Below are 25361 nucleotides of genomic sequence, written 5' to 3' on the forward strand. Positions count from 1 at the left end.
TCAGATCGGCGCTCTAATCACTTGTTTTTAAGCACATCTTGGTCCGAAAACCGGTTCCCACTTTTCGGGATGTGCCCTAAAACAGCGCCTTCAGCTCATCGAGCTTGGAATTGACCAGCCAACCATAATAGTTTTCCTGCGGCATCAAAGCTGCCTGACCAGATGCTTTGCGCTGTGCATTTTCATTGGCCAGCGCACGGGCGCGGGCATCTGCACCACCGGTGTTATAAAGCGTTGCGGTCAGACCGGGGTTCTTGGAAATGTCGAAATCTGCAATCTGACGATAGGCGGTGATCGACTGCTTTAGCGTGGCCGCGATGTAGGGCAGCGTCAGATCGGGGTCCATGATGGTCTTATAGACCGTGTTGCCATTTTCGGCATCAAGCTTTGGTAGGCCGGAAACGCGATTGACTATATCCGACATTTGCAATGCAGTGAGCGGGTTCATCTGACCAAGACCGAAGGTCTGACCAGCATAAAACGGCTGGAAGAAAACGGCGCTGAACCGGTTGTTCGGATAGTTTTTGCCGCCGACGGATTTGCCACGGAATTGCTTGTTCCAGATATTCTCACGGCAAGCCCAGAGCGAATAGCTGTCCTTGAACTTGAGGCATTCGGAGAATTCAGGACGCTTTACGAACTGGCCAATGCTCTCGCCATTATAGCCGAAGCTCACACCCTGGTTCACATAGGACATAGCCTTGACATAGTAGGTCTGCAAACGATCATAGACGTCGACATTGTAAGTGTGCTCGCCAACGATAGCGCCGACAATATGGATCGGATCAATGCCATAAGCGGAAGCCGTCGATTTGATCTTTGAGCGTAACGATGCATCTTTTTTCAGAAGGTTATAAATCTTCTGATACTTCTTTTCATAAGTGGTGCTGAGTTCCTTGGTGCGCTTGGCAGAAGCACCGGGAATGGGCGGCTGTTCGGCATTGCGGTTGCCGGCTGGCACGGAAACGGCTGCAAATGCGCTCTGGCAGGAAAAAGCGACAGCGAGGCAGATGCCCGCAATACGGTTCAATCGACTGGTCATTGCGCGGAAACGGCCCCAAATATGGTAAACGACATGTAAAAGTTGCGGCAAAATAAAAAACCCCCTCGATGAAGTCGAGGGGATTTTTGTTTTTCAGGATTATGGGACTGAAGCGTGACTTTATGGTCACGTTTTAATTTACAGAATGAAACGCGAAAGATCCGTGTTTCGGGCAAGATCGCCGACAGTCTTGCGGACGTAATCGCCGTCAACCTTGAATTCCGAACCGGATTTGTCGGGTGCATTGTACGAAATATCGTCCAGCACCCGCTCCATTACCGTCTGCAAACGACGTGCGCCGATATTTTCCACTGTCGAATTGAGATCAACTGCAATATCCGCAAGAGCTTCAATCGCATCGTCGGTAATATCGAGCTTCACCTCTTCCGTCGCCATCAGTGCAATATATTGCTTGATCAGACTGACTTCGGTTTCAGTGAGAATCCGGCGGAAATCTTCACGCGTCAGGGCGCTGAGTTCTACGCGTATTGGCAGACGGCCCTGAAGTTCTGGCAGAAGGTCAGAAGGCTTGGAAACGTGGAAAGCGCCCGATGCGATAAACAGGATATGATCGGTTTTCACCGGGCCATATTTCGTTGCAACGGTGGTGCCTTCAACGAGTGGCAACAGATCGCGCTGTACGCCTTCGCGTGATACGCCTGCTCCCATACCGCCTTCGCGCGAAGCGATCTTGTCGATTTCGTCCAGGAAGACGATACCGTCATTTTCAGTCGAACGCAGGGCTTCCTGAATGAGCTGATCCTGATCGAGCAGCTTGTCGGACTCGTCATTGATCAGAATCTTGTAGGATTCTTTGACCGTGGTTTTGCGCGTTTTGGTGCGACCGCCCATGGCCTTGCCGAAAATATCGCCGATATTGATCATGCCAATATTGGCACCCGGCATGCCCGGAATTTCGAAATTCTGACCAGCACCGGTGTCGGCAACTTCGATTTCGATTTCCTTATCGTCGAGCTCGCCTTCACGCAGCTTCTTGCGGAAACTGTCGCGAGTGGCCGGACTTGCGGTCTTGCCAACCAGACCGTCAAGCACGCGCTCTTCGGCATTGATATGCGCTTTGGCCTTCACTTCCTCGCGCTTCTTTTCGCGCACGAGGCCGATTGCAGCTTCGACCAGATCGCGGATGATCTGCTCGACGTCGCGGCCAACATAGCCCACTTCAGTAAACTTGGTGGCTTCCACCTTGATGAACGGCGCACCGGCAAGCTTCGCCAGACGGCGGGAGATTTCCGTCTTACCAACGCCGGTCGGTCCGATCATCAGAATGTTTTTTGGCATAACTTCTTCGCGCATCTGGCCATCCAGCTGCTGACGGCGCCAGCGATTGCGCAAGGCGATAGCCACGGCGCGCTTGGCGTCGTTCTGACCGATGATGAAGCGGTCAAGCTCGGAGACGATTTCGCGGGGAGAAAAATTGCTCATGATTATAACCCGGTTTGCCACTGCTTGATGAACTCGAACGGATGCAGCAGCATGATCACGTTGAGCGTAAGATTGTCGCGAATAATGATAAGCGCCAGAATTTCGAAGAACAGCGCTATGGCGACGGTGATTTTTGTCGGTAGTTTTGCAGCAAGCAGAAAGCCGATCAGGGCGGCGATGGTATCGGAAACTGAATTCACGATGCTGTCGCCAAAATAGTCGACGGAGGACGTATTTGCGCGATAGCGCTCGATAATGAAGTTCGAGTTTTCGACCAGTTCCCAGACGGCTTCAACGCCAACTGCCATGGCAAGCCGCAGACCCAGCGGCGCTTTTGGCGCGATGATTGTCAGAAGCCAATAGAACAGAAAGCCATGGATGATGTGCGAAAGCGTATACCAGTCGGATATATGCTGCGAGTTTTCGGACATCAGCGAACCGGACCATAATTTTATGGTGCCGCATTCGCACATAGGAATTCGTCCATCGAGATAAAGCCAGAAGGCCTGTATCACGAGAATGGCAAGGACGATCAGAGCACCTAAGCCCCAACGCTGTGGTTTAGAGGCTTGCACGGTTTGCGTCATTCTGCGTTGAGACTTTCAACCAGAATGCTGTGATTGGTGTAGATACAGATGTCTGCGGCAATCCCCATCGCTTTGCGGGCGATTTCCTCGGCATCCAGATCTGTATCGACCAGAGCACGCGCTGCGGCGAGAGCATAATTGCCGCCCGAACCAATCGCCATAACGCCATGTTCTGGCTCAAGCACGTCGCCTGTTCCGGTTAGGGCCAGCGTAACTTTGCTGTCGGCAACTAACATCATGGCTTCGAGCTTGCGCAGATAACGGTCGGTGCGCCAGTCTTTTGCGAGCTCGACGGAGGCGCGCATCAGCTGGTCGGGATATTGTTCAAGCTTGGCTTCAAGGCGCTCAAGCAGCGTGAAGGCGTCGGCAGTGGCACCTGCAAATCCGGCAATGACATTGTTGCCCTTACCGATGCGGCGCACTTTGCGCGCATTGCCCTTCATGACGGTATTGCCGAGCGAGACCTGCCCGTCACCGGCGATAACGACCTTGTTACCCTTGCGAACGGTAACGATGGTCGTGCCGTAAATTGTCGTGGGATTGTGTTCGATCATGGATCACTCCTTTGGCGGCCGATACGTTTCCATCTGGCAAACGCATAAGCCCCTGATATGGGCGAAGCCCCATTTTGCTCGTTCAAGAGCTAACTGAATCGGGTTTCGTTGTGAATATTTAAGAACCGTCTGGCAAAATGCAAATAGGTTCACGCGCATTCCAAAAAGTGGGAACCGGTTTTTGGGTAAATTGCGCGTGAGGAAATAAGTGCATTCCAAAAAATGGGGTCCGTTTTTTGAAGAAAAAATGCCTGAATAAAAGTCAGATTATTGGGAGGTGTTCTAAAAGCATTGGCAAAAGCAGCCAGCTGTTCTAGAACGCGAAAAGATTTCAACTGAGGAAATGCAATGACGGCTGAAAGCGCCCGCAAAGCAAGTATCGAACGTTCAACAAAAGAAACAAGCATTGCTGTTTCTGTCGATCTGGACGGCAACGGCAAGTTTGACATTACAACCGGTGTCGGCTTCTTCGATCATATGCTGGAGCAGCTTTCCCGACATTCGCTCATCGACATGCGCGTGATGGCCAAGGGCGATCTGCATATCGACGATCATCACACAGTGGAAGATACCGGCATTGCGCTTGGTCAGGCTGTTGCAAAAGCGCTTGGCGAGCGTCGCGGCATCGTGCGTTATGCATCGATGGATCTTGCTATGGACGACACGCTGACGGGTGCTGCGGTCGATGTTTCTGGCCGGGCTTTTCTCGTATGGAACGTAAATTTCACGACGGCCAAGATCGGCACATTCGATACCGAACTGGTGCGTGAGTTCTTCCAGGCTTTTGCAATGAATGCAGGCATCACCCTGCATATCAATAATCATTATGGTGCCAACAATCACCATATTGCAGAGTCGATCTTCAAAGCCGTGGCCCGGGTTCTGCGCACAGCGCTCGAAACCGATCCGCGCCAGAAGGATGCAATTCCATCGACCAAGGGGTCGCTGAAGGGATAAGCTAATGGCGCAATTCGTGGTGCTGGAGAAAGAAGGCGCAAACAGCGCTGAAAACTCTGTCTTCGTGCGCGACGGATTCTACACATTGGCGCTGATCCTGCCGGTTGTCTGGCTGTTGTCGCAGCGGCTGTGGTTTGAAGCGATTGCCGCTCTTGGCGTAACGATCCTGCTGGGTGTGGCAGGTTCTGCATTGGGGATATCCAATGCAGTGCCGCTGATCACTTTGTTGTTTTCGCTGTTTGTGGCGCTGGAAGGCGCTAATTGGAAAATCGCGAAACTCAAACGTCAGGGCTATGTCGAAAAAGCGGTCATCGATGCTTCCGATCTGGAAGAAGCGGAAATCCGCTATTTCTACAGCTTTGAGGAAGCAGCCTCATCCGCAGAGTTGCCAACGCCCGAATGGGCTGAAAAAACTCCTCGTCCCACTTATTCCTCATTTGGCTCGACGATCGGATTTGTCGGTCATCGCGGAGAAAACTGAAAATGCGTGTTGCTATTATCGACTATGGTTCCGGCAATCTTCGCTCGGCCACCAAGGCCTTTGAGCGTGCCGCCCACGAGAGCGGTGTGAAAGCTGAAATCGAATTGACTGCGGATGCCGATCGCGTGGCAAGCGCTGACCGCATCGTTCTGCCGGGCGTTGGCGCTTATGCCGATTGCCGTCGCGGTCTTCATGCTGTGCCGGGCATGGTGGAAGCACTGGAAGATGTGGTTCTGAAAAAGGCCCATCCTTTCCTTGGCATCTGCGTGGGTATGCAGTTGATGTCAGAGCGCGGCCTTGAAAAAGAAGTGACCGAAGGTCTTGGCTGGATTGCTGGTGATGTGCGTGAAATGACGCCGTCCGACCCGACGCTCAAGATTCCGCAGATCGGCTGGAACAGGATTCACGTGAAACATTCGCATCCTGTCTTCGATGGAATCGCTACCGGCGAGAACGGCTTGCATGCCTATTTCGTGCATTCCTATATGTTCGATGCGAAGAACAAAGCGGACGTTCTGGCCGTCACTGAATATGGTGGCGATGTGACCGCAACTGTTGGTCGCGACAACATGATCGGCACGCAGTTCCATCCTGAAAAGAGCCAGCTGCTTGGCCTTTCGCTTATTGCCAATTTCCTGAAATGGAAGCCTTGAAGATATGATCCTTTTTCCCGCCATCGATTTGAAAGACGGTCAATGCGTGCGCCTGAAGCTTGGCGACATGGATCAGGCGACCGTTTACAATGAAGACCCCGCAGCGCAGGCCAAAGCTTTTGAGGATCAGGGCTTTGAATGGCTACATGTGGTCGATCTCAACGGTGCTTTTGCTGGCGAAAGCGTCAACGGCAAAGCTGTTGAAGCCATTTTGAAAGCGACCAAAAATCCGGTTCAGCTTGGCGGCGGTATCCGTACGCTTGCCCATATCGAGAGCTGGCTTTCCAAAGGTCTGCGCCGCGTCATTCTCGGCACCGTTGCCGTGCGTGATCCAGCACTGGTGATTGAAGCCTGTAAGGAATTTCCGGGACAGGTTGCGGTCGGCATTGATGCCAAGGGCGGCTATGTTGCCGTTGAAGGCTGGGCCGAGGCTTCTGAGCTTGGCGTGGTGGAACTCGCGAAAAAATTTGAAGGCGCGGGTGTTGCCGCCATCATCTATACCGACATTGACCGTGACGGTGTTCTGGCTGGTATCAACTGGGATTCCACACTTGGTCTTGCCGATAGCGTTTCCATTCCGGTGATCGCATCGGGCGGCCTCGCCTCGATGGATGATATCAAACGCCTCGCCGCTCCTGATGCACGCAAGCTTGAAGGTGCGATTTCCGGTCGCGCGCTTTATGACGGCCGCATTGATCCGGCAGAAGCACTGGCATTGTTGAGGGCTTCGGTATGACACTCAAAGCACGCGTCATTCCCTGCCTGGACGTTAAAGACGGACGTGTCGTTAAAGGCGTAAACTTTGTCGATCTGATTGATGCCGGTGATCCGGTGGAAGCAGCGCGCGCCTATGATGCCGCGGGCGCTGACGAATTGTGCTTCCTCGATATCACGGCGTCTTCGGACAATCGCGAGACAATTTTCGATGTCATCGCCCGTACAGCAGAACAATGTTTCATGCCGCTGACTGTTGGCGGTGGTGTGCGTCAGGTTTCTGACATTCGCAAGCTGTTGCTTGCTGGGGCCGACAAGGTTTCGATCAACACGGCTGCGGTGAAGAACCCGGAATTTGTTGGAGAAGCCGCTGACAAGTTTGGCGACCAGTGCATCGTTGTGGCCATCGACGCCAAGAAAGTTTCGGGCGCAGGCGAGAGCGACCGCTGGGAAATCTTTACCCATGGCGGACGCCAGACGACGGGCATTGATGCGGTGGAATTTGCGCAGAAGGTGGTGAGCCTCGGTGCCGGTGAAATTCTGCTGACCTCGATGGATCGTGACGGCACCAAGGCTGGTTACGATGTGGCCCTGACGCGGGCTGTTGCTGACAGCGTGCGCGTTCCGGTGATCGCATCGGGCGGCGTTGGCAATCTCGATCACATGGTTGATGGCATTCGCGAAGGTCACGCAACGGCAGTTCTCGCAGCATCCATCTTCCACTTCGGCACCTATACGATTGGCGAAGCCAAGCGCTATATGGCCGAGGCCGGCATTCCGATGCGGCTTGATCCGGTCCGTTGAGAATATAGCTTGTCGCGGAAAAGTGGGAACCGGTTTTCCGATAACGACATGCGCAAAAAGAGTTGAAGGAAGTTCGATGGCTGAGTTCACACTTTCCGATCTTGAACGCATCGTTGCGGAACGTGCGACTTCGACGGATGGATCGTCCTATACGGCTAGTCTCTTTGCCAAGGGTCAGACGCGGGCCGCCAAAAAGCTTGGTGAAGAAGCCGTCGAAGCGGTGATTGCGGCAGTCAGTGGCGACCGCGCTGAAGTGGTCACGGAAAGCGCTGATCTGCTCTATCACCTGCTGGTGGTTCTAAAAATTGCAGACGTGCCACTTGATGAGGTTCTTGCAGAGTTACAACGCCGCACGGCGCAGACTGGCCTTGAGGAAAAGGCCAATCGTCCGAAAGCATAAATGCAAACTAATCCAAAAACTGTGAGTTTAGAATTGGCGTTGAGGGAGAGCAGCGACAATATGTGGGAAAAAGTGGACCAGCTAACGCCGTCGCGTTACTCGCCTTACCGTTTTTTTTCGGCCGAGGAATGGGCAGGCTTTCGCGCCGACACTCCCCTCACCCTCACCTATGAAGAAGTCAAACGGCTGCGCTCGCTGGGCGATCCGATTGATCTGGATGAGGTGCGGCGCATTTATCTGTCGCTGTCCCGCCTGCTCTATGCGCATGTGGAAGCGAGCCAGCTTTTGTTCCGCCAGCGTCAGCAGTTCATCAATATGGAAGAGCGTTTCAAGACGCCTTTCATCATCGGCATTGCAGGCTCGGTTGCCGTCGGAAAATCCACGACTGCGCGTATTCTGAAAGAACTTCTCGCCCGATGGCCTTCCAGCCCGAAGGTCGATCTGGTGACGACGGACGGCTTCCTCTACCCCAACGCGGTTCTGCGTGATCAGAACATGATGGAACGCAAGGGCTTTCCGGAAAGCTATGATGTGGGCGCGGTCTTGCGTTTCCTGTCAGCGATCAAGGCAGGCATGAGCCATGTACAAGCGCCGCTCTATTCGCATTTGAGCTATGACGTGCTGCCCGGCGAATATCAGATTGTCGACAAGCCTGACATTCTGATCTTTGAAGGCATCAATGTTTTGCAAGTCCGCGATCTGCCGGAAGACGGTAAGATGGTGCCTTTCGTTTCCGACTTCTTCGACTTCTCGATCTATATCGATGCAGAGCCGGAGCTGATCCACAAATGGTATATTGATCGCTTCATGCGGCTGCGCGAGACGGCCTTCGTCAATCCGCAGTCGTTCTTCCATCGCTATTCGCAGCTTTCAGAAGATGCGGCGCGTTCCATCGGCGAAGGCCTTTGGAACAATATCAACATGAAGAACCTGCGTGAGAATATTCTTCCCACACGCCCCCGCGCCGATATTATCCTGCGCAAAGGCAGCGATCATTTGATCGAAGAAGTGGCACTCAGAAAGATATGAAAAAGGCCGGTTTAACCGGCCTTTTCTTTGTGTCTTTAGCCTTCCAGTGGCGGAATGCGCAGCACCTGGCCCGGATAGATTTTGTCCGGATGCGTCAGCATTGGCTTGTTGGCTTCAAAGATAATGTCGTTCTTTGCGCCTTTGCCTTTGCCATATTGGGCTTCGGCGATTTTCCAAAGATTGTCGCCCTTCTTGACCGTGTAGAAGACAGGTTCGGCGCCCGTTGTTCCGGCACCCTCGACTTTCAGCTCTGAAGCTTCAACCTTCGATACACCAAGCGAGTTGCCGACGGCGATAATCGCTTTTTCAAAAGCCGACTGATCTTTCACATTGCCGGTCAGAACGGCCTTGTCACCCTGCACGCTGACCTGCACGCCATCGGTGCCGAGATTATGCGAGTCGAGTTCCTTCTTCAGATCATCGGCTTTGGGTTCATTCTCGCCGAAACCAAGCTTGGTTCCAACTGACTTCACGAAATCGAAAATTCCCATGGGCAAATCTCCCTGTTGTTGCTACTCAGTCGTTGCATCAAACCCGTTATCGAAACCAGCGAGGCTCCCGGTCAGTCAATAGCCAGTAAGGTACAGCGCTCGTCAAATTGGTCAAGTGCCAATTGATCCCGAATTATCCAATGAGTACGGGCACTTAATTAGCACCTTAATAAGCTCTAACGACCAAGATTGGTCTTTGCCAGTTCGACGATTTCATCACCACGACCGCTGATGATGGCTTTGAGCATATAAAGGCTAAAGCCCTTCGCCTGCTCGGCCTTGATCTTGGGCGGCATCACCAGTTCCTGCTTAGCTGTCACAACATCGACCAGAACCGGACCATCATGGGCAAAAGCTTGTTTCAAGGCTTCCGGCAGATCAGCGGATTCCTCTACGCGAAAACCTTTTATGCCGATAGCTTCCGCCATGGCTGCAAAATTCGGGTTTTCGAGATCGGTCCCGGAGGTCAGATAGCCGCCCGCTTTCATTTCCATGGCCACGAAGCCAAGTGAGCCATTGTTATAAACAATGATCTTGGCGGGCAGATTGAGTTGTTTGAGCGACAGGAAATCGCCCATCATCATAGTGAAGCCTCCATCGCCCGAAAGCGAAACGACCTGTCGTTCCGGTGCCGCAGCTTTTGCGCCGATTGCCTGAAGCATGGCATTGGCCATGGAGCCGTGGCTGAAAGAACCGAGCAGACGGCGCTTGCCATTCATGGTGAGATAGCGTGCAGCCCAGACGGTTGGTGTGCCAACATCGGCGGTAAAGATCGCATTCTCGTCAGCAATCTCATCAATGAGACGCGTGAGATATTGCGGGTGGATTGGCTGGCCAGGTTTTGATGGTGCTGCCAGATCATCCAGTGCCTCGCGCGCTTTCGTGTAATGCGTCTTTGCAGCATCGAGGAACTTCGTGTTGCGACCGGATTTGAGTTTGGGCAGAAGGGCTGCGATTGTTTCCGACACATCGCACGTCACACCCAATGTAAGCGGCGCGCGGCGACCAAGCTGCGAGGGATCATTGTCGATCTGAATGATTTTGGCCTTTTCGGGATAGAAGTTGCGATAAGGGAAACTGGTGCCAAGCATCAGCAGCGTGTCGCAGTTGAGCATGGCGTGATAGCCGGATGAAAAGCCGATCAGGCCGGTCATGCCTACATCAAAGGGATTGTCCCATTCGACATGTTCCTTGCCGCGCAGCGCGTGAACGACAGGCGCTTCCAGCTGTTCGGCCAGAGACACGACAGCATCATGGGCGCCAGCGCAGCCGCTGCCTGCCAGAATGGTGATCTTCTCCGAACCGTTGAGAATATCTGCGAGTTTTGCAACATCCTGATCTGACGGAACCATGCGTGGAAGCGAGATTGGCGTCCAGGTCTGCTTTGCCCCTTCAGGTGCCTGCTTGAGCGCAACGTCACCCGGAATGACGATCACAGCCACGCCGCGCTTGCCGATGGCGGCACGCATGGCGCGGTTCAGCACTTCGGGCATTTGCGCAGGGTTGGAAACTAATTCAACAAAATGGCTGCATTCGCGGAACAGTTCCTGCGGATGGGTTTCCTGAAAATAGTCGAGACCGATTTCGGACGAAGGAATATGGGCTGCAATCGCCAGCACAGGTTCGCGGTTGCGATGGCAATCAAACAGACCGTTGATGAGGTGCAGATTGCCGGGACCACAGCTGCCAGCACAAACGGCCAGTTCGCCGGTAATGGCGGCTTCGGCACCCGCAGCGAATGCCGCGGTTTCCTCATGGCGGACATGCATCCAGTCGATCTTGCCAAGTCGTCTGAGGCTGTCATTCAGTCCGTTGAGGCTATCGCCCGTAACACCCCAAATACGCTTAACACCTGCTTCGGCTAAAGTTTGAGCCAGAAGATCCGCAACAGTCATGCCCATGATTTTGCCCTTTCACAATCTTGAAGATCAAGTTAGGGCGCGGGGCTGATGTGGGAAGCCGTCAAACGGCATCAATTGATGCCGTTTGAATGGGAAAAGTTATTTTGTGCAACTCTCGATGAAACGCGCAAGATAGGCATCAAATTCCGCTGGCGTTTCGCGGAATGGCGCATGTCCCGCATTGTCGATAACGTGGGTTTTGCCTTCCCAAAGATTACCGAATTTTACCCTGGAGACGAAGTCGAGTTCGACGAAAGGTTCGTCGCGTCCATTGACGACTGCAATGGGAAGCTTCGCTTGAGCGACGATGTCGCGCTGGTTGCCGCCGGTGCCAGAACCAAATTTTTCAAACATGATGCGGCGGGCGCGACCGTCGGTACGGGCAACAATATCGAGAAGCGATGCCTCGAATGGTTCGCCACAGGTACTGCGTGCGTAAGAATCCACATCGCGTTCAGAGAATACTTCCTGTCCGGCAAGCGCCATGTCGGGTCCACTCTTAAACCCCTGCCCCACTTCTTCACGCGCCACGGGCGGCGTTCCGGTAATCATCAGGCCACGCATTTCTGGGTAGCGCTCAATCATCTCGATACCGATATGTCCACCGAGCGACCAGCCGAAAACGACAGCATCGGCAATACCGAGCTTCTGCATGACTTCCGTCATCGCATCCGCATAGCCTTCCATCGAATAGCTGCGATCGGGATCAATCGCATCGGAAGATTTACCATGGCCCGGAAGATCAGGCGCTATCACGCGCCATTTTTTGCCAATTGCACCTTCGAGCTGTGGTGCGAAAATTGCGCCCGAACTTGAATTGCCATGGATCATCAGGAGGGGCGCGCCTTGGCCCTCGCTTTCACGCACGGCAATGCGGCCATGGCTGGTTTCAAGCTCGTGATAATTGATCGTCATGTTGTCTGTTCCCAAAGTCTGAATGGTCTATTTTTTTACGCGCATCTGTGTCCGAAAACCGGTTCCCACTTTTCGGGATGCGCTTAATCGTAAGAAACCTTGCCGCGGCCTTTTTTAATGTCAGCGCGTCCGGATTTAGCCTTGAGGCGGCGTTCAACGGAGCCTTTTGTCGGCTTGGTCTTTCTGCGTGGCGGCGGCGGTGGAACTGCCGCTTCTTGTATCAAAGCAATCATCCGCTCGCGCGCATCTTCGCGGTTGCGCTCCTGCGTGCGAAAACGATTGGCTTCGATCAGCACATCGCCATCCTTGGTGCCGCGCTGACCGGCAAGTTTGAAGAGACGGGAAAGCACATCCTCCGGCAGACCGGACTGGCTCGCATGAAAACGCAGCTGCACGGCGGTCGAAACCTTGTTGACGTTCTGACCACCGGGACCGGATGAGCGGATAAAGCTCTCCTCAAGATGATCCTCGTGGATCGTCAAGCGGTTTGTGATGCGGATGGTGGTGCGGCTTTCTTCCATGAGGACGAGTGATACACCGCTTTCGAACGCATGTCTCCCAAAAGTGGGAACCGGTTTTGGGATAAAGACATGCGCAAAAACAAATGGATAGAGCGAGCGAGGTGGATACGATCAAGCGCGACACGCTCTACCCATTGCAAAAAAGAAAAACCCGGCCTTTCGACCGGGCTTCCCCTCCTCCTCAGGATTTCATTTTCTCTTACTCAGCTGCAATCTGCGTTGCTGGCGCTGCATCGCGCACATCATGGTCGACATGGCTTTCGAATTTCTCGAAATTGGTCACGAACATATCAACCAGCTTTTGCGCCTGTGCGTCGTAAGCAGCCTTGTCAGCCCATGTCGAACGCGGATCGAGAATGGCGGTATCCACACCCGGCACTGCAACCGGAACGGCAAAGCCGAAATTCGAATCAGTACGGAATTCCGCATCATTGAGCGAACCATCAAGCGCTGCCGCGAGAAGTGCGCGGGTGGCCTTAATCGGCATACGCTTGCCGGTGCCATAGGCGCCGCCGGTCCAACCGGTGTTGACCAGCCAGCAATCGACCTTGTGTTCGGCGATCAGCTTACGCAGCAAATTTCCGTATTCCGATGGATGGCGCGGCATGAATGGCGCACCAAAGCAGGTAGAGAATGTCGCTTCCGGCTCGGTCACGCCTTTTTCGGTGCCAGCAACCTTGGCGGTGTAGCCAGACAGGAAGTGATACATGGCTTGCGCAGGCGTAAGCTTGGCGATCGGAGGCATGACGCCGAAGGCATCAGCGGTGAGCATGATGATGTTCTTTGGCTGGTTGCCTTTGCCCGATGCAGATGCATTGGGGATGAAGTCCAGTGGATAAGCGCAGCGGGTGTTTTCGGTGAGCGAGACGTCATCGAAATCCGGCTGGCGGTTTGCATCCAGCACGACATTTTCCAGCACAGTGCCGAAGCGCTGCGTGGTCGCGTAGATTTCCGGCTCTGCTTCCGCAGAAAGGCGGATGGTCTTGGCATAGCAGCCGCCTTCGAAATTGAAGACGCCATGTTCGCCCCAGCCATGCTCATCATCGCCGATCAGCGTGCGGGTCGGGTCAGCCGAAAGCGTGGTCTTGCCGGTGCCGGACAGACCGAAGAAGACAGCCGTGTCGCCATTCGGGCCTTCATTGGCCGAACAATGCATCGGCATGACGCTCTTGGCAGGCAGCAGGTAATTGAGCGCGGTGAAGACCGATTTTTTCATTTCACCAGCATAGGACGTGCCGCCGATCAACACGATCTTGCGGGTGAGATCAACCGCGATCACCGTTTCGGTTCGCACGCCATAGCGTGCAGGATCGGCCTTGAAGGAAGGCAGATCGATAATGGTCATTTCAGGCAGGTAAGAAGCAAGCGCTGCTTCTTCCGGGCGGATCAGCAGGTTGCGGATGAACAGCGAATGCCATGCATATTCAGTCACAACACGTGCATTGATCTTGTTGTCTTCGTCAGCACCGCCGATCAGATCCTGTACGAAAAGCTCTTTGCCCTTCGCATGGTCAATGAAATCGGCATAGAGAAGCTCGAAAGCTTCCGGCGTCATTGGTTTGTTGTTGTCCCACCAGACCTGATCTTCGGTGTTTGCATCGCGAACCACGAACTTGTCTTTTGGTGAGCGACCAGTGTGTTGGCCCGTTCTAGCAACAAGGGCTCCTTGTGCCGAAAGCTCTGCTTCACCGCGACGGATGGTCTCTTCATAAAGCCGGGCCGGTCCAAAATTATAAAAGACTGCGGACAGTTCCTTCAATCCTGAAGTGGAAATGGAAGCGGCAGTATTATGGATGCCGATCTCTTTCATGGTCTCTCCGCCATATGGTTCAAAATTTGGTTGGCCCCGGTCTTTTTTAAACGGGATGGCAGTCAGAAACAGATTAATTAAATTAAATCAAATATTTAATCGATTTAAAAATATTGAATTTTTTTAAATCGTTTAATTTAGATGTTATGTTGGCTATCCACAGTCTGGAACTGTTCTCGACTGTGTTAACCACTCCGCTAACCATCGCGAAAAAAGCCTATCAGCGGTCTTGCCGGGAAGTTAAGCCGTTGCCACATTTTGTACCTAATTTGTACTGCACAAGCGGCAGGACTGTAATAAGATCAACGCGCTTACCGGCGTTTGGTGATTTGCACCGCTGCTGTAACGGGGCGGTTAACAAAGGAGAAGGTTCGCATGAAGGAAGCTTCGGCAACGCAGACAATTGCGCTGGTCGACGATGACCGCAATATTCTGACCTCCGTTTCCATTGCTCTGGAGTCGGAAGGCTATCGCGTCGAGACCTATACCGATGGGGCTTCTGCTTTGGACGGCCTGATGACCCGCCCACCGAACCTCGCGATCTTCGATATTAAGATGCCGCGTATGGATGGGATGGAACTGCTGCGCCGTCTGCGCCAGAAGTCCGATCTTCCGGTCATCTTCCTGACGTCCAAGGACGATGAGATCGACGAACTCTTTGGCCTCAAGATGGGCGCGGACGATTTCATCACCAAGCCGTTCTCGCAGCGTCTTCTGGTCGAGCGTGTAAAGGCTGTTCTGCGCCGCGTCGCAGCGCGTGACGGCACCGCGAAGCCAACCGGACAGCAGGCAAAGTCGCTTGAGCGCGGTCAGCTTGTCATGGATCAGGAACGCCACACCTGCACATGGAAGGGTGAGCCAGTAACGCTGACCGTTACTGAATTCCTCATCCTGCATTCGCTTGCCCAACGTCCCGGTGTTGTGAAAAGCCGTGATGCGCTGATGGATGCGGCTTATGATGAACAGGTCTATGTTGACGACCGCACCATCGACAGCCACATCAAGCGTCTTCGCAAGAAGTTCAAGTCGACGGATGATGATTTCGAAATGATCGAAACGCTTTACGGCGTCGGTTATCGTTTCCGCGAAGCGTGATATAGAGATTAAATCGCCAGACATTTTCAGTCTGGCGATTGTTTAAGAAGGCAAGATTGCAGCGACATGGTCGCCGAGACACGCAAAGATAGCGCAATGACGATGAGAGAACGCAGGGCACGGCGGCAACGCTCGCTGTTTCTGCGTCGTCTTTTTGCGCCTTTCAGCCGGTTTCTGGGTCAGTTCCTGTTTTCCAGCCTGACGCGCCGCATTCTGTTTCTGAATATCGCGGCGCTTGGCGTTCTTGTTTCCGGCATTCTTTATATGAACCAGTTCCGTGAGGGGCTGATCGATGCCAAGATTGAAAGCTTGCTCACGCAGGGCAAAATCATTGCCGCTGCAATTTCGGCATCAGCGACGGTCGATACCAATTCTCTGATGATTGATCCTGAAAAGCTGTTGGAGCTTCAGGCAGGGCAAAGCATTACCCCCTCGCCCGATTCTCCGGACAATTGGGAATTTCCGATTAATCCGGAAAAAGTTTCACCCCTGCTGCGTCAGTTGATTTCGCCAACCAGTACGCGCGCTCGTATTTACGATCATTACGCCAATCTGCTGCTGGATTCCCGTTCGCTTTATGCACCGGCATTTGCTTCTGGCGGTCCGGTGTTCCGTTATGATCTGCCCGCAATTGAAGAAGACGCACCGAGCACATGGGAACGCTTTACCATGTGGTTCTCACGTCTGTTTTATGGTGGTGGTCTTCCACTATATCAGGAACAGCCGGGTGGTAATGGTCTAGCCTATCAGGAAATCGTTCGCGCATTGAGTGGCTCGCCGCAAACAGCGCAGCGCCGCAATCAGCAGGGCGAACTGGTGGTTTCGGTTGCCGTGCCAATTCAGCAATCGCGTGCGATTTTGGGTGTGCTTCTGCTTTCAACTGAAGGCGACGACATCGACAAGATCGTTCAGGGCGAACGTATGGCGGTTTTCCGCGTGTTCGGCGTTGTTGCGGCGGTGATGGTGATCTTATCGCTGTTTTTGGCTTCGACCATTGCAAGCCCGTTGCGAAAACTCGCTGCCGCAGCGGACCGTGTGCGCCTTGGCGTAAAAAGCCGCGAAGAAATTCCGGATTTTTCCGAGCGTCAGGATGAAGTAGGACATTTGTCAACGTCTATCCGCGCGATGACTGACGCGCTTTATACGCGTATTGAGGCGATTGAGAGCTTCGCTGCCGATGTGAGCCATGAGTTGAAAAACCCGCTCACCTCGTTGCGCAGTGCTGTTGAAACGCTGCCGCTTGCGAAAAATGAGAATTCTCGCAATCGCTTGCTTGATGTCATTCAGCATGATGTGCGGCGTCTTGATCGTCTGATCACTGATATTTCGGATGCATCGCGCCTTGATGCAGAATTGGCACGCGAACATTCTGACCGTGTGGATATGAAGACGCTGCTCAATAATCTGGTTCTTGCAGCACGCGAAGTCCGTCGCAACAAGGTTGGCACCGAGATTGTTTTCAATACGGGCAAGTTGCCGTCCGGCAAGAAGGGCTTCTTCGTTGCGGGACATGATCTTCGTCTCGGTCAGGTTATTAGCAATCTGATCGAAAATGCGCGGTCTTTTGTTCCAGAGGATACTGGCCGCATCGTGGTGACGCTGAGCGGTGAAGGCAGTCGCTTGCGCGTTCTCGTTGAAGATAACGGCCCCGGCATTCCAATTGAGAATATCGAACGTATTTTCGAGCGTTTTTATACGGATCGTCCGGCCTCCGAAGCGTTCGGACAAAATTCTGGCCTTGGTCTTTCAATCAGCCGCCAGATTATTGAAGCGCATAATGGCACGTTGAGTGCTGAAAACATCATCGATGCCAATGATCCGGATCATATGCTGGGCGCACGCTTCACCGTTGATCTGCCAGCCATCGCGTGACCTGACATGACGCCGGAAGAACAGAAAAGTGGTCTTCACGCAACGACGGTGCAAATACGCGGTCGTGGTGTTATGCTGATGGGAAAATCGGGCGCGGGCAAAACAGAGACCGCACTGACACTGATTGAGCGAGCTATCGCGCGTGGTGAAGCGGCTTCACTTGTCTCTGACGATCGCACTTTGCTGCATGTGGAAGGTGGCAAGCTGATAGCCAGCGTTCCCGATTCTCTCGCCGGCGGCGTTGAAATTCGTGGCGCGGGTCTTTTCACTGTTGCTTATGTGAAACAGGCGCCACTTGATCTTGTTGTCATTCTGGTCAGCCGCGAAGAGGCTGAACGCTATCCAAGCAGCGAGAACTGGCAGTTTGAAGGTATCGAAATTCCGCGTCTGCTGTTGCCTGCACTCTCGTCAAACGGCGATTCTAACGCGCTTTCGCGTGCTATCGAGGCAAGTCTCTTTTACAAACCCTGGCCATAAGCGCTTCGCTGAAAGAAATGCCCAACGCTGCGGCATTTTGCTTTTTTCAAGGCAAATGTGAAATTTTTCACTTGCTATCAAGATTTGCAATGCCAAGATGCACAACTCGTCGGCTGAGTTCCGGCGATTTTTGTGTCATCTGCGCCTTTGAAGGGGTGAAGCGGCGGGCACGCGACAGGAGCTTTTAAAGTATGATCGGACTCGTGCTTGTTACGCACGGAAGGCTGGCCGAAGAGTTTCTCCATGCTGTCGTGCATGTGGTTGGCCCGCAAGACAATTTCGAGACCGTTTGTATCGGTGCCGAAGATGACATGGAACAGCGCCGCCGCGATATCGTGGATGCGGTGGACCGCGCCGATAGTGGCAGAGGTGTTATCGTTCTGACCGATATGTTTGGTGGAACTCCGTCCAATCTCGCAATTTCGGTGATGGAAGAAGGCAAGATCGAGGTGATCGCAGGCGTGAACCTGCCGATGTTGATCAAGCTCTCCAGCGTTCGCATTGGCGGCGACATCAAGACAGCGTTGCGCGAAGCGCAGGATGCAGGACGCAAATATATCAATGTTGCAAGCCAGGTCCTGACAGGAAAGTAATTCATGCATCCCACAGTGGTTGTTACTGGCGAATATGATGCCGACAGCTCTCTCCTGCGCTCCTTCGAGATCGTCAATAAGCGTGGTCTGCATGCGCGTGCATCGGCCAAGTTTGTCCAACTTGTGGACAGCTTTGATGCCCATGTCCGCGTCAGCAAGGACGGCATGACGGTGGGCGGAACGTCGATCATGGGCTTGATGATGTTGGCGGCCTCACCGGGCTGCTGCATCGAAGTGCGCGCATCGGGTGAACAAGCCGATGCGGTGCTTGATGGGCTTCAGGCGCTTATTGCTGATAAGTTTGGCGAAGAAGCCTGATATTAAAAAATATCGCTAAGTTGATATGCACACATAAAGAACTCTTTATGTGATGTTGTGCTGACGCGAGTGATCTGCTAATCAAATGGCCAGTCGAAGCCCCTCCTCCGATATTTTTTATTTCGGGGCTTCAAAATCAATTTGATTGGAGCAGATGATGACCGCAAGTCAGGATTTCGTCGTCAAGGATCTTAGCCTCGCCGATTGGGGCCGCAAAGAACTCGATATTGCTGAAACCGAAATGCCGGGCCTGATGGCCGCGCGCGAAGAGTTCGGCAAATCGCAGCCGCTCAAGGGCGCACGCATTTCCGGTTCCTTGCATATGACAATCCAGACTGCCGTGCTGATCGAAACCTTGAAGGTTCTTGGTGCAGATGTGCGTTGGGCGTCCTGCAATATTTTCTCGACGCAGGATCACGCAGCAGCTGCAATCGCTGCAACTGGCACGCCAGTTTTCGCCATTAAGGGCGAAACCCTTGAGGAATACTGGACTTACACCGATCAGATTTTCCAGTGGTCGGATGGTGAGCCATCCAACATGATCCTCGATGATGGTGGCGATGCCACCATGTATATCCTGATCGGTGCGCGCGCTGAGGCTGGTGAAGACGTTCTTTCCAAGCCTGAAAGCGAAGAAGAAGAAGTTCTGTTTGCACAGATCAAGAAGCGCATGGCCGAAACACCTGGCTTCTTCACGCGTCAGCGCGATGCGATCAAGGGTGTGACCGAAGAAACCACCACAGGCGTCAACCGTCTGTACCAGTTGCAGAAGAAGGGCCTCCTGCCCTTCCCGGCAATCAACGTCAATGACAGCGTCACCAAGTCGAAATTCGACAACAAGTATGGTTGTAAGGAATCGCTGGTCGACGGCATCCGTCGCGGCACAGACGTGATGATGGCTGGCAAGGTTGCTGTCGTTTGCGGCTACGGTGACGTCGGTAAAGGCTCGGCTGCATCGCTCGCTGGTGCTGGTGCCCGCGTGAAGGTTACGGAAGTTGATCCGATCTGCGCGCTTCAGGCTGCAATGGATGGCTTTGAAGTCGTAACCCTGGATGATGCGGCTTCGACTGCTGATATCGTGATTTCGACAACCGGCAACAAAGACGTCATCACGCTTGATCATATGCGCAAGCTGAAAGATATGGCGATTGTTGGCAATATCGGTCACTTCGACAATGAAATTCAGGTTGCTGGACTGCGTAACCTGAAATGGACCAATGTGAAGCCACAGGTTGATCTGGTTGAATTCCCGGATGGCAAGCGCATCATCCTTCTGTCGGAAGGTCGCCTGCTCAATCTCGGCAATGCAACGGGTCATCCAAGTTTCGTGATGTCGGCTTCGTTTACCAATCAGGTTCTGGGTCAGATCGAGCTCTTCACGCGTACTGATGCGTATAAGAACGAAGTCTATGTTCTGCCAAAACACCTTGATGAAAAGGTTGCCCGTCTGCATCTCGACAAGCTCGGCGCGAAATTGACCGTGCTTTCGGACGAACAGGCCGCTTATATTGGCGTAACACCACAGGGTCCGTTCAAGTCAGAACACTACAGGTATTAATTATCTGTTAACCATACTGCTACATCTTGTAGGCCGGACAGTTTAACACTGCCCGGCCTTTATTTTTGCGCGTAACATGCTTCACGCGGAATCCCCGGAAGGGTATTGTGAAGACGAATCAATGTGTTTTGACGGGTGTTTGCGTTCAGCGTTTTTTGCCAATTGGGGTGAAAGACGGATGGCGTATTCAACCGCGAAACATGTCTGGCTCTTTGCATTTGGCGATGTGAGAGAGGCAGAATGGCGTTTTTTGAAATACGGCTGCACCTTTTTAAGGATCGGCAGTCGGGCGGCGGAGACACGGAACATATGCCAGAAGTTGGCTCAACGGGGAGTTTGCAGACACAATCTGCAATCAGCGCAGGCAGGCACCTGAAAGCAACGCTTTCGCTTGGCTTTCGTCCTTTGAAATGGGTTGTTCTCAAGGCTTCAGTCTCTTTTGCCGCATTGGTTGCGGCTGTTCCAGCTTTTGCACAAGGCGCTGAAAACGCAACGCGTATTGCTCTGCCGTTTGGTGGCAGCGTGGGTGCTTTTGAAGTCATCCAGTTTTCGATTTTTCTGGGCGCTTTGGGTGCAGCCCTTCTCTCGGCTGGCTGGCTTATCCGCGATCGCTCGAAAACCGCACAGGAAAACAATGAGCTGCGGTCGCGCCTATCAGATATGAATCTGGCAGCACAGCGCAGTGAAGCACTGCTTAATCTCAAAGACCAGCGCGCCATTGTCTGGGACGCAAATGGCGCGCGCGCTGATGTTGTCGGCCAACTGCCATTTGATAGTGGCGCGCCGCAGGATCGTTCACACTTCCTCGCTTTTGGCCGCTGGTTGCGCCCGCAATCCGTGACCGAGCTTGAGCGTGCGGTTTCCTCCTTGCGCGAACAGGCCCATGCATTCGATCTGACGGTCGAAACCAGCAATGGAACCCTGCTTGACGTCTATGGCCGCACATCGGGAAGTTTTGCGATTGTGCGTTTCTTGGGGCTTCAGGGCGTGCAGGCAGAGCGCGCAGCGCTTCAGGCACAGAACCGCGAATTGTCTGAAAAGCTCGCACTTCTTCGCCACCTGCTTGATCGTCTTGAGCAGCCGGTCTGGCTACGCGGCGCAGATGGTCGTATGGAATGGGTCAATGCCGCCTATGCGCGTGCTGTGGATGCAGTGGACGGCACACAGGCCACATCTGAGCGTCGTGAACTCTTCGGTGCGCAGGCGCGCCAGCGCTTGGAACGTGATCGGTTTGCCGAGCCTGATCTCTATGAAAAACTTCCCGCCGTCATACGTGGCGACCGCCGCGTGTTCGATGTGACAGATGTGAGTGCAGAGGCGGGTTCTGCTGGGCTTGGCTTTGATCTGAGCGAAGTTGAACAGATACGCGAAGAACTGAGCCGCACCCTGAAAAGCCATGCCGAGACGCTCGATCAGCTTTCAACCGCTGTGGCGATTTTCGATCCCGACATGAAGCTGCAATTCTTCAATCAGGCTTTTGTTTCGCTCTGGTCGCTCGACACAGCTTGGCTTGAAACGCATCCAAGCAACACACTGCTGTTTGATCGTCTGCGCTCGGAAGGCAAGCTTCCAGAGCAGCCGGAATGGCGCAAATGGAAGGATTCGCTTCTCGCCGCCTATCGCGCTGTCGAGCCGGAAGAGCATATGTGGCATCTGCCGGATACCCGTATCCTGCGCGTCGTTGCCAATCCGCATCCGCAGGGCGGCGTGACGTGGTTCTTCGAGAACATGACCGAGAAATTCGAGCTTGAAGGCCGTTACAACACGCTGATTAAGGTACAGGGAGAAACGCTCGACCACCTCGGTGAAGCGGTCGCTGTGTTCGGTTCTGACGGTCGTTTGCGTTTGTCCAATCCGTCTTTTGCTGACCTCTGGTCGCTGCCTGCAGCCATTACCGTTGAAGGCACGCATATCTCAACCATTTCCAAGCTTTGCGGTCAGCGCGGCGGAAACGGTCTTTGGGATGACTTTGTTTCCTCTGTCACTGGCTTCCTTGATGAGCGCAACGGCCGTATGGGACAGGTGGAACTGGATGATGGCATCATCCTTTCCTATGCCGTGGTGCCGCTGCCAAAGGGCCAAACGATGCTGACCTTCATCGATGTCAGCGATACGGTGCGCGTTGAACGGGCGCTTAAGGAAAAGAATGAAGCGCTGTCGCTTGCCGATCAGATCAAGAACGACTTTGTGCAGCACGTTTCCTACGAGTTGCGCTCGCCGTTGACCAATATCATCGGCTTTACCGAATTGCTGCAAACGCCTGCCTTCGGTTCGCTGAATGAACGTCAGCTCGAATATCTCGATCATATTGGCACGTCATCTGCCGTGCTTCTGACTATCGTCAACGATATTCTCGATCTTGCAACAGTCGATGCTGGTATCATGCAGCTCGATATTGACGATGTTGCTGTGATGGACGAGATTTCGGCCGCGGCAAAGCGCGTGAGTGAGCGCCTGCAAGAGCATGATATTGCGCTCAATATCGAAATCGCTGACGATGTGGAGTTGTTCAGAGCCGATGCCAATCGCGTGCGTCAGGTGCTGTTCAATCTTCTATCCAACGCTTCCAATTACGCGCCGGAAGGCTCGACTGTTTCGCTGCAAGTTGTGCGCGATGGCACGGATATCCTGTTTGCTGTGCATGATGACGGTCCGGGGATGCCGGGCGATGTGCTTGATACGGTGTTCAAGCGTTTCCAGGCCTATCAGAACGGCGGGCGCAGACGCGGCGTGGGGCTTGGCCTTTCCATCGTGAAGAGCTTTGTCGAATTGCATGGCGGGCGTGTGGAAATTGAAACTGGAGCTGATATTGGTACGACAGTAATTTGTCGCTTCCCATCTGAAGCGCGCAGCTTCCGTGTTGCCGCCGAATAAGGTAAATGGGGCTTTATGAGCACCCCAATCAGTAGCCCGATAACCCATCTTGAATTGTTCCTGCCCGATGAGGCCGCGACCAAACGCTTTGGCGAGGATTTCGCTTTGGCACTGGTCAAAGGCGATCTCGTCACTTTATCGGGCGATCTCGGCGCAGGTAAATCTTCACTTGCACGCGCTGTCATTCGCGCGATTGCCGATGATGAGGGGCTTGAGGTGCCAAGCCCGACATTCACGCTGGTGCAAAGCTATGAGGCGCTGCGCTTGCCCGTCGCTCACGCTGATCTTTACCGGATTTCGCATGGCGAAGAGCTGGATGAACTGGGGCTGGTCGAGTTTCTCGAAGATGGTGTTGTGCTGTCCGAATGGCCGGAGCAGGCGGAAGGTTTTCTGCCAGAGCCAAGCTTTGCCGTCACCTTGACCCACGAAGGGGCGGGACGGCGCATCGCAATTAGCGGGACAGACGCTGCGATTGCTCGTCTTCAACGCACGCTGAAAATCCGCAGTTTCTTAGACAACAACGACCGGGCAGGAGCCACGCGCCGCTATTTGCAGGGCGATGCTTCACCGCGTAAATATGAGATTATCGACAGCGCGCATGGCATAGAAGTGCTGATGAATGCGCCCGCGATGCCCTACGATCCGCCCTTGCGCAATGGCAAGTCCTATCGTCAGCTTGCGCATATTGCAGAGAATATTCAGGCTTTCGTGGCCATTGATGATCTGCTTGCGAAAAATGGCCTGCGCGTGCCGCAAATGCGCGCTGTTGATATTGATGCAGGACTGCTGATCCTCGAAAATCTTGGGCTCGAGGGCATCAGGGCTTCATCGGGTGAGCCTGTGGCTGAACGCTATGAAGCGGCTGGACGGTTTCTTGCGCATCTTCATGGGGTTCAGTGGCCGGATCATGCGCCGGTTGCAGGCTATCCAGATCACATCGTTGCATCTTTTGATCGTGATGCGATGGTCATGGAAGTGAGCCTTGTCGGGCAATGGTATGCGCCACGCATGATGGGCCGCAAGCTGAGTGATGCAGAAGCGCAAGCTTATGAAGCGGCATGGGACAAAGTTCTCGACGCTATTGCCGATTGCGAGAAAAGCCTGCTGCTGCGCGATTACCATTCGCCAAACCTGTTCTGGTTTGAGGATGCGCAAGGCGCAAATAAGATTGGCACAATCGACTTTCAGGACGCGATGATCGGCCCTGCTGCCTATGATGTCGCGTCGCTGGCACTCGATGCTCGCGTGACGATTACGCCGGAGCTCGAAAAGGCAGTGGTGGATGCCTATTGCGATGAACGCCGCAAGCTTGGCCATGTGTTTGATGAAGCGGCTTTCCGCATGGCCTATGCCGCCATGGGTGCGCAGCGCAACGCCAAGCTGCTGGGTCTTTTCGTGCGGCTTGATGAACGTGATGGAAAGCCGCATTATCTCGCGCATCTGCCGCGTATTCACGACTATCTCAGCCGCGTATTAAAGCATCCGGTCATGGCGCCGGTCGCCCGCTGGTTTGATGATCTCGCATTGCTGGAGAAACAATGACACGTCCTGATACAGCGATCATGCTTGCAGCAGGTCTTGGCAAGCGTATGCGCCCGATCACCGAAACCATGCCCAAGCCACTGGTTAAGGTTTCCGGCAAGCCGCTGATCGATTGGGGTTTGGATGCGCTGGCGGGTGCAGGCGTTGAGAATACAATCGTCAATGTTCATTATTTAGCCGACCAACTGATCGATTATCTCGGTAATCGTACAGCGCCGAAAATCACGATCTCCGACGAGCGCGCTCTTCTGCTTGATTCCGCTGGCGGTATCGTCAACGTGCTGCCCCAGCTTCAGAACAAGCCGTTCTACGTACTCAATGCCGATACATTCTGGGTTGGTGATGAAGCGCAGCCGAATATTTCGGCGCTGGCGCATGTCTGGGACGATGCCCGCATGGATATTCTTCTCATGACGGCCCGGCTCGATCAGGCAACGGGTTTTGAAGGCAAGGGCGATTTCGTCGCGGATGAAGAGGGCCGCTTGCGCCGTCTGCGTGATGTCGCGGGCGACCCGGTCATCTATGCCGGTGCAGCAGTCATTCATCCGCGTATTTTTGCCAAAGCCGAGCCGGGTGTTTCATCGCTCAATCGCTATTTTGATGAAGCCATTGCAGCCGGACGTCTTTATGGTATGCCCATGACCGGGCATTGGCTTACGGTCGGAACACCGGAAGCAATTGGCGAGGCGGAGGCTGTGCTTTCCGCAATTGCGTAAGGAGAGCATGGCGG

General features: G+C 53.7%; 25 protein-coding genes. 16 read left to right on the forward strand and 9 right to left on the reverse strand.

Annotated elements, in window-relative coordinates:
* Positions 1 to 76: 76 nt before the first annotated feature.
* From WH356_RS05025 to hslV, 4 genes are all read right to left on the reverse strand, one after another.
* Complete coding sequence (locus tag WH356_RS05025) at positions 77 to 1042, reverse strand: DUF1402 family protein (RefSeq protein WP_339509102.1); 966 nt, start codon at positions 1040 to 1042, stop codon at positions 77 to 79.
* A gap of 138 nt (positions 1043 to 1180) precedes the next feature.
* Entirely contained in the window at positions 1181 to 2485 is a 1305-nt protein-coding gene (hslU, locus tag WH356_RS05030; RefSeq protein WP_339509103.1) for an ATP-dependent protease ATPase subunit HslU, read from the reverse strand.
* 2 nt (positions 2486 to 2487) lie between these two features.
* Positions 2488 to 3072 (reverse strand): DUF2585 domain-containing protein, encoded by a 585-nt coding sequence (locus WH356_RS05035; protein ID WP_339509104.1) that lies wholly within the window; start codon positions 3070 to 3072, stop codon positions 2488 to 2490.
* Positions 3069 to 3626 (reverse strand): ATP-dependent protease subunit HslV, encoded by a 558-nt coding sequence (gene hslV / locus WH356_RS05040; protein ID WP_339509105.1) that lies wholly within the window; start codon positions 3624 to 3626, stop codon positions 3069 to 3071. The genes WH356_RS05035 and hslV overlap by 4 nt, the downstream gene beginning before the upstream one ends.
* 348 nt (positions 3627 to 3974) lie before the next feature.
* Between hslV and hisB the strand changes: the two genes are divergently transcribed.
* From hisB to coaA, 7 genes are all read left to right on the forward strand, one after another.
* A complete protein-coding gene (hisB, locus tag WH356_RS05045; RefSeq protein WP_007872453.1) occupies positions 3975 to 4583 on the forward strand; it encodes an imidazoleglycerol-phosphate dehydratase HisB in 609 nt (202 codons plus the stop codon).
* Positions 4584 to 4587: 4 nt separating this feature from the next.
* Positions 4588 to 5064, forward strand: a complete 477-nt coding sequence (locus WH356_RS05050; protein WP_339509106.1) for a DUF2628 domain-containing protein — start codon at positions 4588 to 4590, stop codon at positions 5062 to 5064.
* 2 nt (positions 5065 to 5066) lie between these two features.
* Complete coding sequence (gene hisH, locus WH356_RS05055) at positions 5067 to 5717, forward strand: imidazole glycerol phosphate synthase subunit HisH (protein ID WP_339509107.1); 651 nt, start codon at positions 5067 to 5069, stop codon at positions 5715 to 5717.
* A gap of 4 nt (positions 5718 to 5721) precedes the next feature.
* A complete protein-coding gene (gene hisA / locus WH356_RS05060) occupies positions 5722 to 6453 on the forward strand; it encodes a 1-(5-phosphoribosyl)-5-[(5-phosphoribosylamino)methylideneamino]imidazole-4-carboxamide isomerase (protein WP_339509108.1) in 732 nt (243 codons plus the stop codon).
* Positions 6450 to 7235, forward strand: a complete 786-nt coding sequence (hisF, locus tag WH356_RS05065; RefSeq protein WP_339509109.1) for an imidazole glycerol phosphate synthase subunit HisF — start codon at positions 6450 to 6452, stop codon at positions 7233 to 7235. Before hisA ends, hisF begins: the two co-directional genes overlap by 4 nt.
* A gap of 76 nt (positions 7236 to 7311) precedes the next feature.
* Complete coding sequence (locus WH356_RS05070) at positions 7312 to 7635, forward strand: phosphoribosyl-ATP diphosphatase (RefSeq protein ID WP_339509110.1); 324 nt, start codon at positions 7312 to 7314, stop codon at positions 7633 to 7635.
* Positions 7636 to 7695: 60 nt separating this feature from the next.
* Positions 7696 to 8664, forward strand: a complete 969-nt coding sequence (gene coaA / locus WH356_RS05075) for a type I pantothenate kinase (RefSeq protein ID WP_339509111.1) — start codon at positions 7696 to 7698, stop codon at positions 8662 to 8664.
* A 35-nt stretch (positions 8665 to 8699) separates the two neighbouring features.
* Here coaA and lysM read toward each other — a convergent pair whose 3' ends face one another.
* From lysM to WH356_RS05100, 5 genes are all read right to left on the reverse strand, one after another.
* Positions 8700 to 9155 (reverse strand): peptidoglycan-binding protein LysM, encoded by a 456-nt coding sequence (lysM, locus tag WH356_RS05080; RefSeq protein WP_094578513.1) that lies wholly within the window; start codon positions 9153 to 9155, stop codon positions 8700 to 8702.
* Positions 9156 to 9331: 176 nt separating this feature from the next.
* Positions 9332 to 11056 carry a ubiquinone-dependent pyruvate dehydrogenase gene (gene poxB / locus WH356_RS05085; RefSeq protein WP_339509112.1) on the reverse strand — a complete coding sequence of 575 codons (1725 nt, stop codon included), beginning with the start codon at positions 11054 to 11056 and terminating at the stop codon, positions 9332 to 9334.
* 99 nt (positions 11057 to 11155) lie between these two features.
* Positions 11156 to 11971, reverse strand: a complete 816-nt coding sequence (locus tag WH356_RS05090) for an alpha/beta fold hydrolase (protein WP_339509113.1) — start codon at positions 11969 to 11971, stop codon at positions 11156 to 11158.
* A gap of 83 nt (positions 11972 to 12054) precedes the next feature.
* The gene (gene arfB / locus WH356_RS05095) at positions 12055 to 12492 is read right to left on the reverse strand and encodes an alternative ribosome rescue aminoacyl-tRNA hydrolase ArfB (protein ID WP_339509114.1); all 438 of its coding nucleotides are present in this window, start codon (positions 12490 to 12492) and stop codon (positions 12055 to 12057) included.
* Positions 12493 to 12691: 199 nt separating this feature from the next.
* The gene (locus WH356_RS05100) at positions 12692 to 14302 is read right to left on the reverse strand and encodes a phosphoenolpyruvate carboxykinase (protein ID WP_339509115.1); all 1611 of its coding nucleotides are present in this window, start codon (positions 14300 to 14302) and stop codon (positions 12692 to 12694) included.
* A gap of 375 nt (positions 14303 to 14677) precedes the next feature.
* Here WH356_RS05100 and WH356_RS05105 point away from each other — a divergent pair, with 375 nt between their 5' ends.
* The 9 genes from WH356_RS05105 to WH356_RS05145 all read left to right on the forward strand — a co-directional run bounded on the left by WH356_RS05105 (position 14678) and on the right by WH356_RS05145 (position 25347).
* Positions 14678 to 15397 carry a response regulator transcription factor gene (locus tag WH356_RS05105; protein WP_250039417.1) on the forward strand — a complete coding sequence of 240 codons (720 nt, stop codon included), beginning with the start codon at positions 14678 to 14680 and terminating at the stop codon, positions 15395 to 15397.
* A gap of 66 nt (positions 15398 to 15463) precedes the next feature.
* Positions 15464 to 17269 (forward strand): stimulus-sensing domain-containing protein, encoded by a 1806-nt coding sequence (locus WH356_RS05110; protein WP_339509116.1) that lies wholly within the window; start codon positions 15464 to 15466, stop codon positions 17267 to 17269.
* Positions 17270 to 17275: 6 nt separating this feature from the next.
* Positions 17276 to 17746 carry an HPr kinase/phosphorylase gene (locus tag WH356_RS05115; protein ID WP_339509117.1) on the forward strand — a complete coding sequence of 157 codons (471 nt, stop codon included), beginning with the start codon at positions 17276 to 17278 and terminating at the stop codon, positions 17744 to 17746.
* A 191-nt stretch (positions 17747 to 17937) separates the two neighbouring features.
* Entirely contained in the window at positions 17938 to 18339 is a 402-nt protein-coding gene (locus WH356_RS05120) for a PTS sugar transporter subunit IIA (protein ID WP_250039414.1), read from the forward strand.
* Positions 18340 to 18342: 3 nt separating this feature from the next.
* Positions 18343 to 18657, forward strand: coding sequence for an HPr family phosphocarrier protein (locus WH356_RS05125; RefSeq protein ID WP_339509118.1), 315 nt, complete (start codon positions 18343 to 18345; stop codon positions 18655 to 18657).
* A gap of 157 nt (positions 18658 to 18814) precedes the next feature.
* Positions 18815 to 20215, forward strand: a complete 1401-nt coding sequence (gene ahcY / locus WH356_RS05130; protein ID WP_339509119.1) for an adenosylhomocysteinase — start codon at positions 18815 to 18817, stop codon at positions 20213 to 20215.
* 309 nt (positions 20216 to 20524) lie between these two features.
* Entirely contained in the window at positions 20525 to 23089 is a 2565-nt protein-coding gene (locus WH356_RS05135) for a sensor histidine kinase (protein WP_339509506.1), read from the forward strand.
* A gap of 15 nt (positions 23090 to 23104) precedes the next feature.
* Complete coding sequence (gene tsaE / locus WH356_RS05140; protein ID WP_445253621.1) at positions 23105 to 24631, forward strand: tRNA (adenosine(37)-N6)-threonylcarbamoyltransferase complex ATPase subunit type 1 TsaE; 1527 nt, start codon at positions 23105 to 23107, stop codon at positions 24629 to 24631.
* Positions 24628 to 25347: a nucleotidyltransferase family protein gene (locus WH356_RS05145; protein ID WP_339509120.1), complete on the forward strand. Its 720-nt coding sequence runs from the start codon at positions 24628 to 24630 to the stop codon at positions 25345 to 25347. The genes tsaE and WH356_RS05145 overlap by 4 nt, the downstream gene beginning before the upstream one ends.
* Positions 25348 to 25361 lie beyond the last annotated feature (14 nt).

This window comes from Ochrobactrum sp. MYb379, assembly GCF_037479515.1.
Classification (GTDB): domain Bacteria; phylum Pseudomonadota; class Alphaproteobacteria; order Rhizobiales; family Rhizobiaceae; genus Brucella.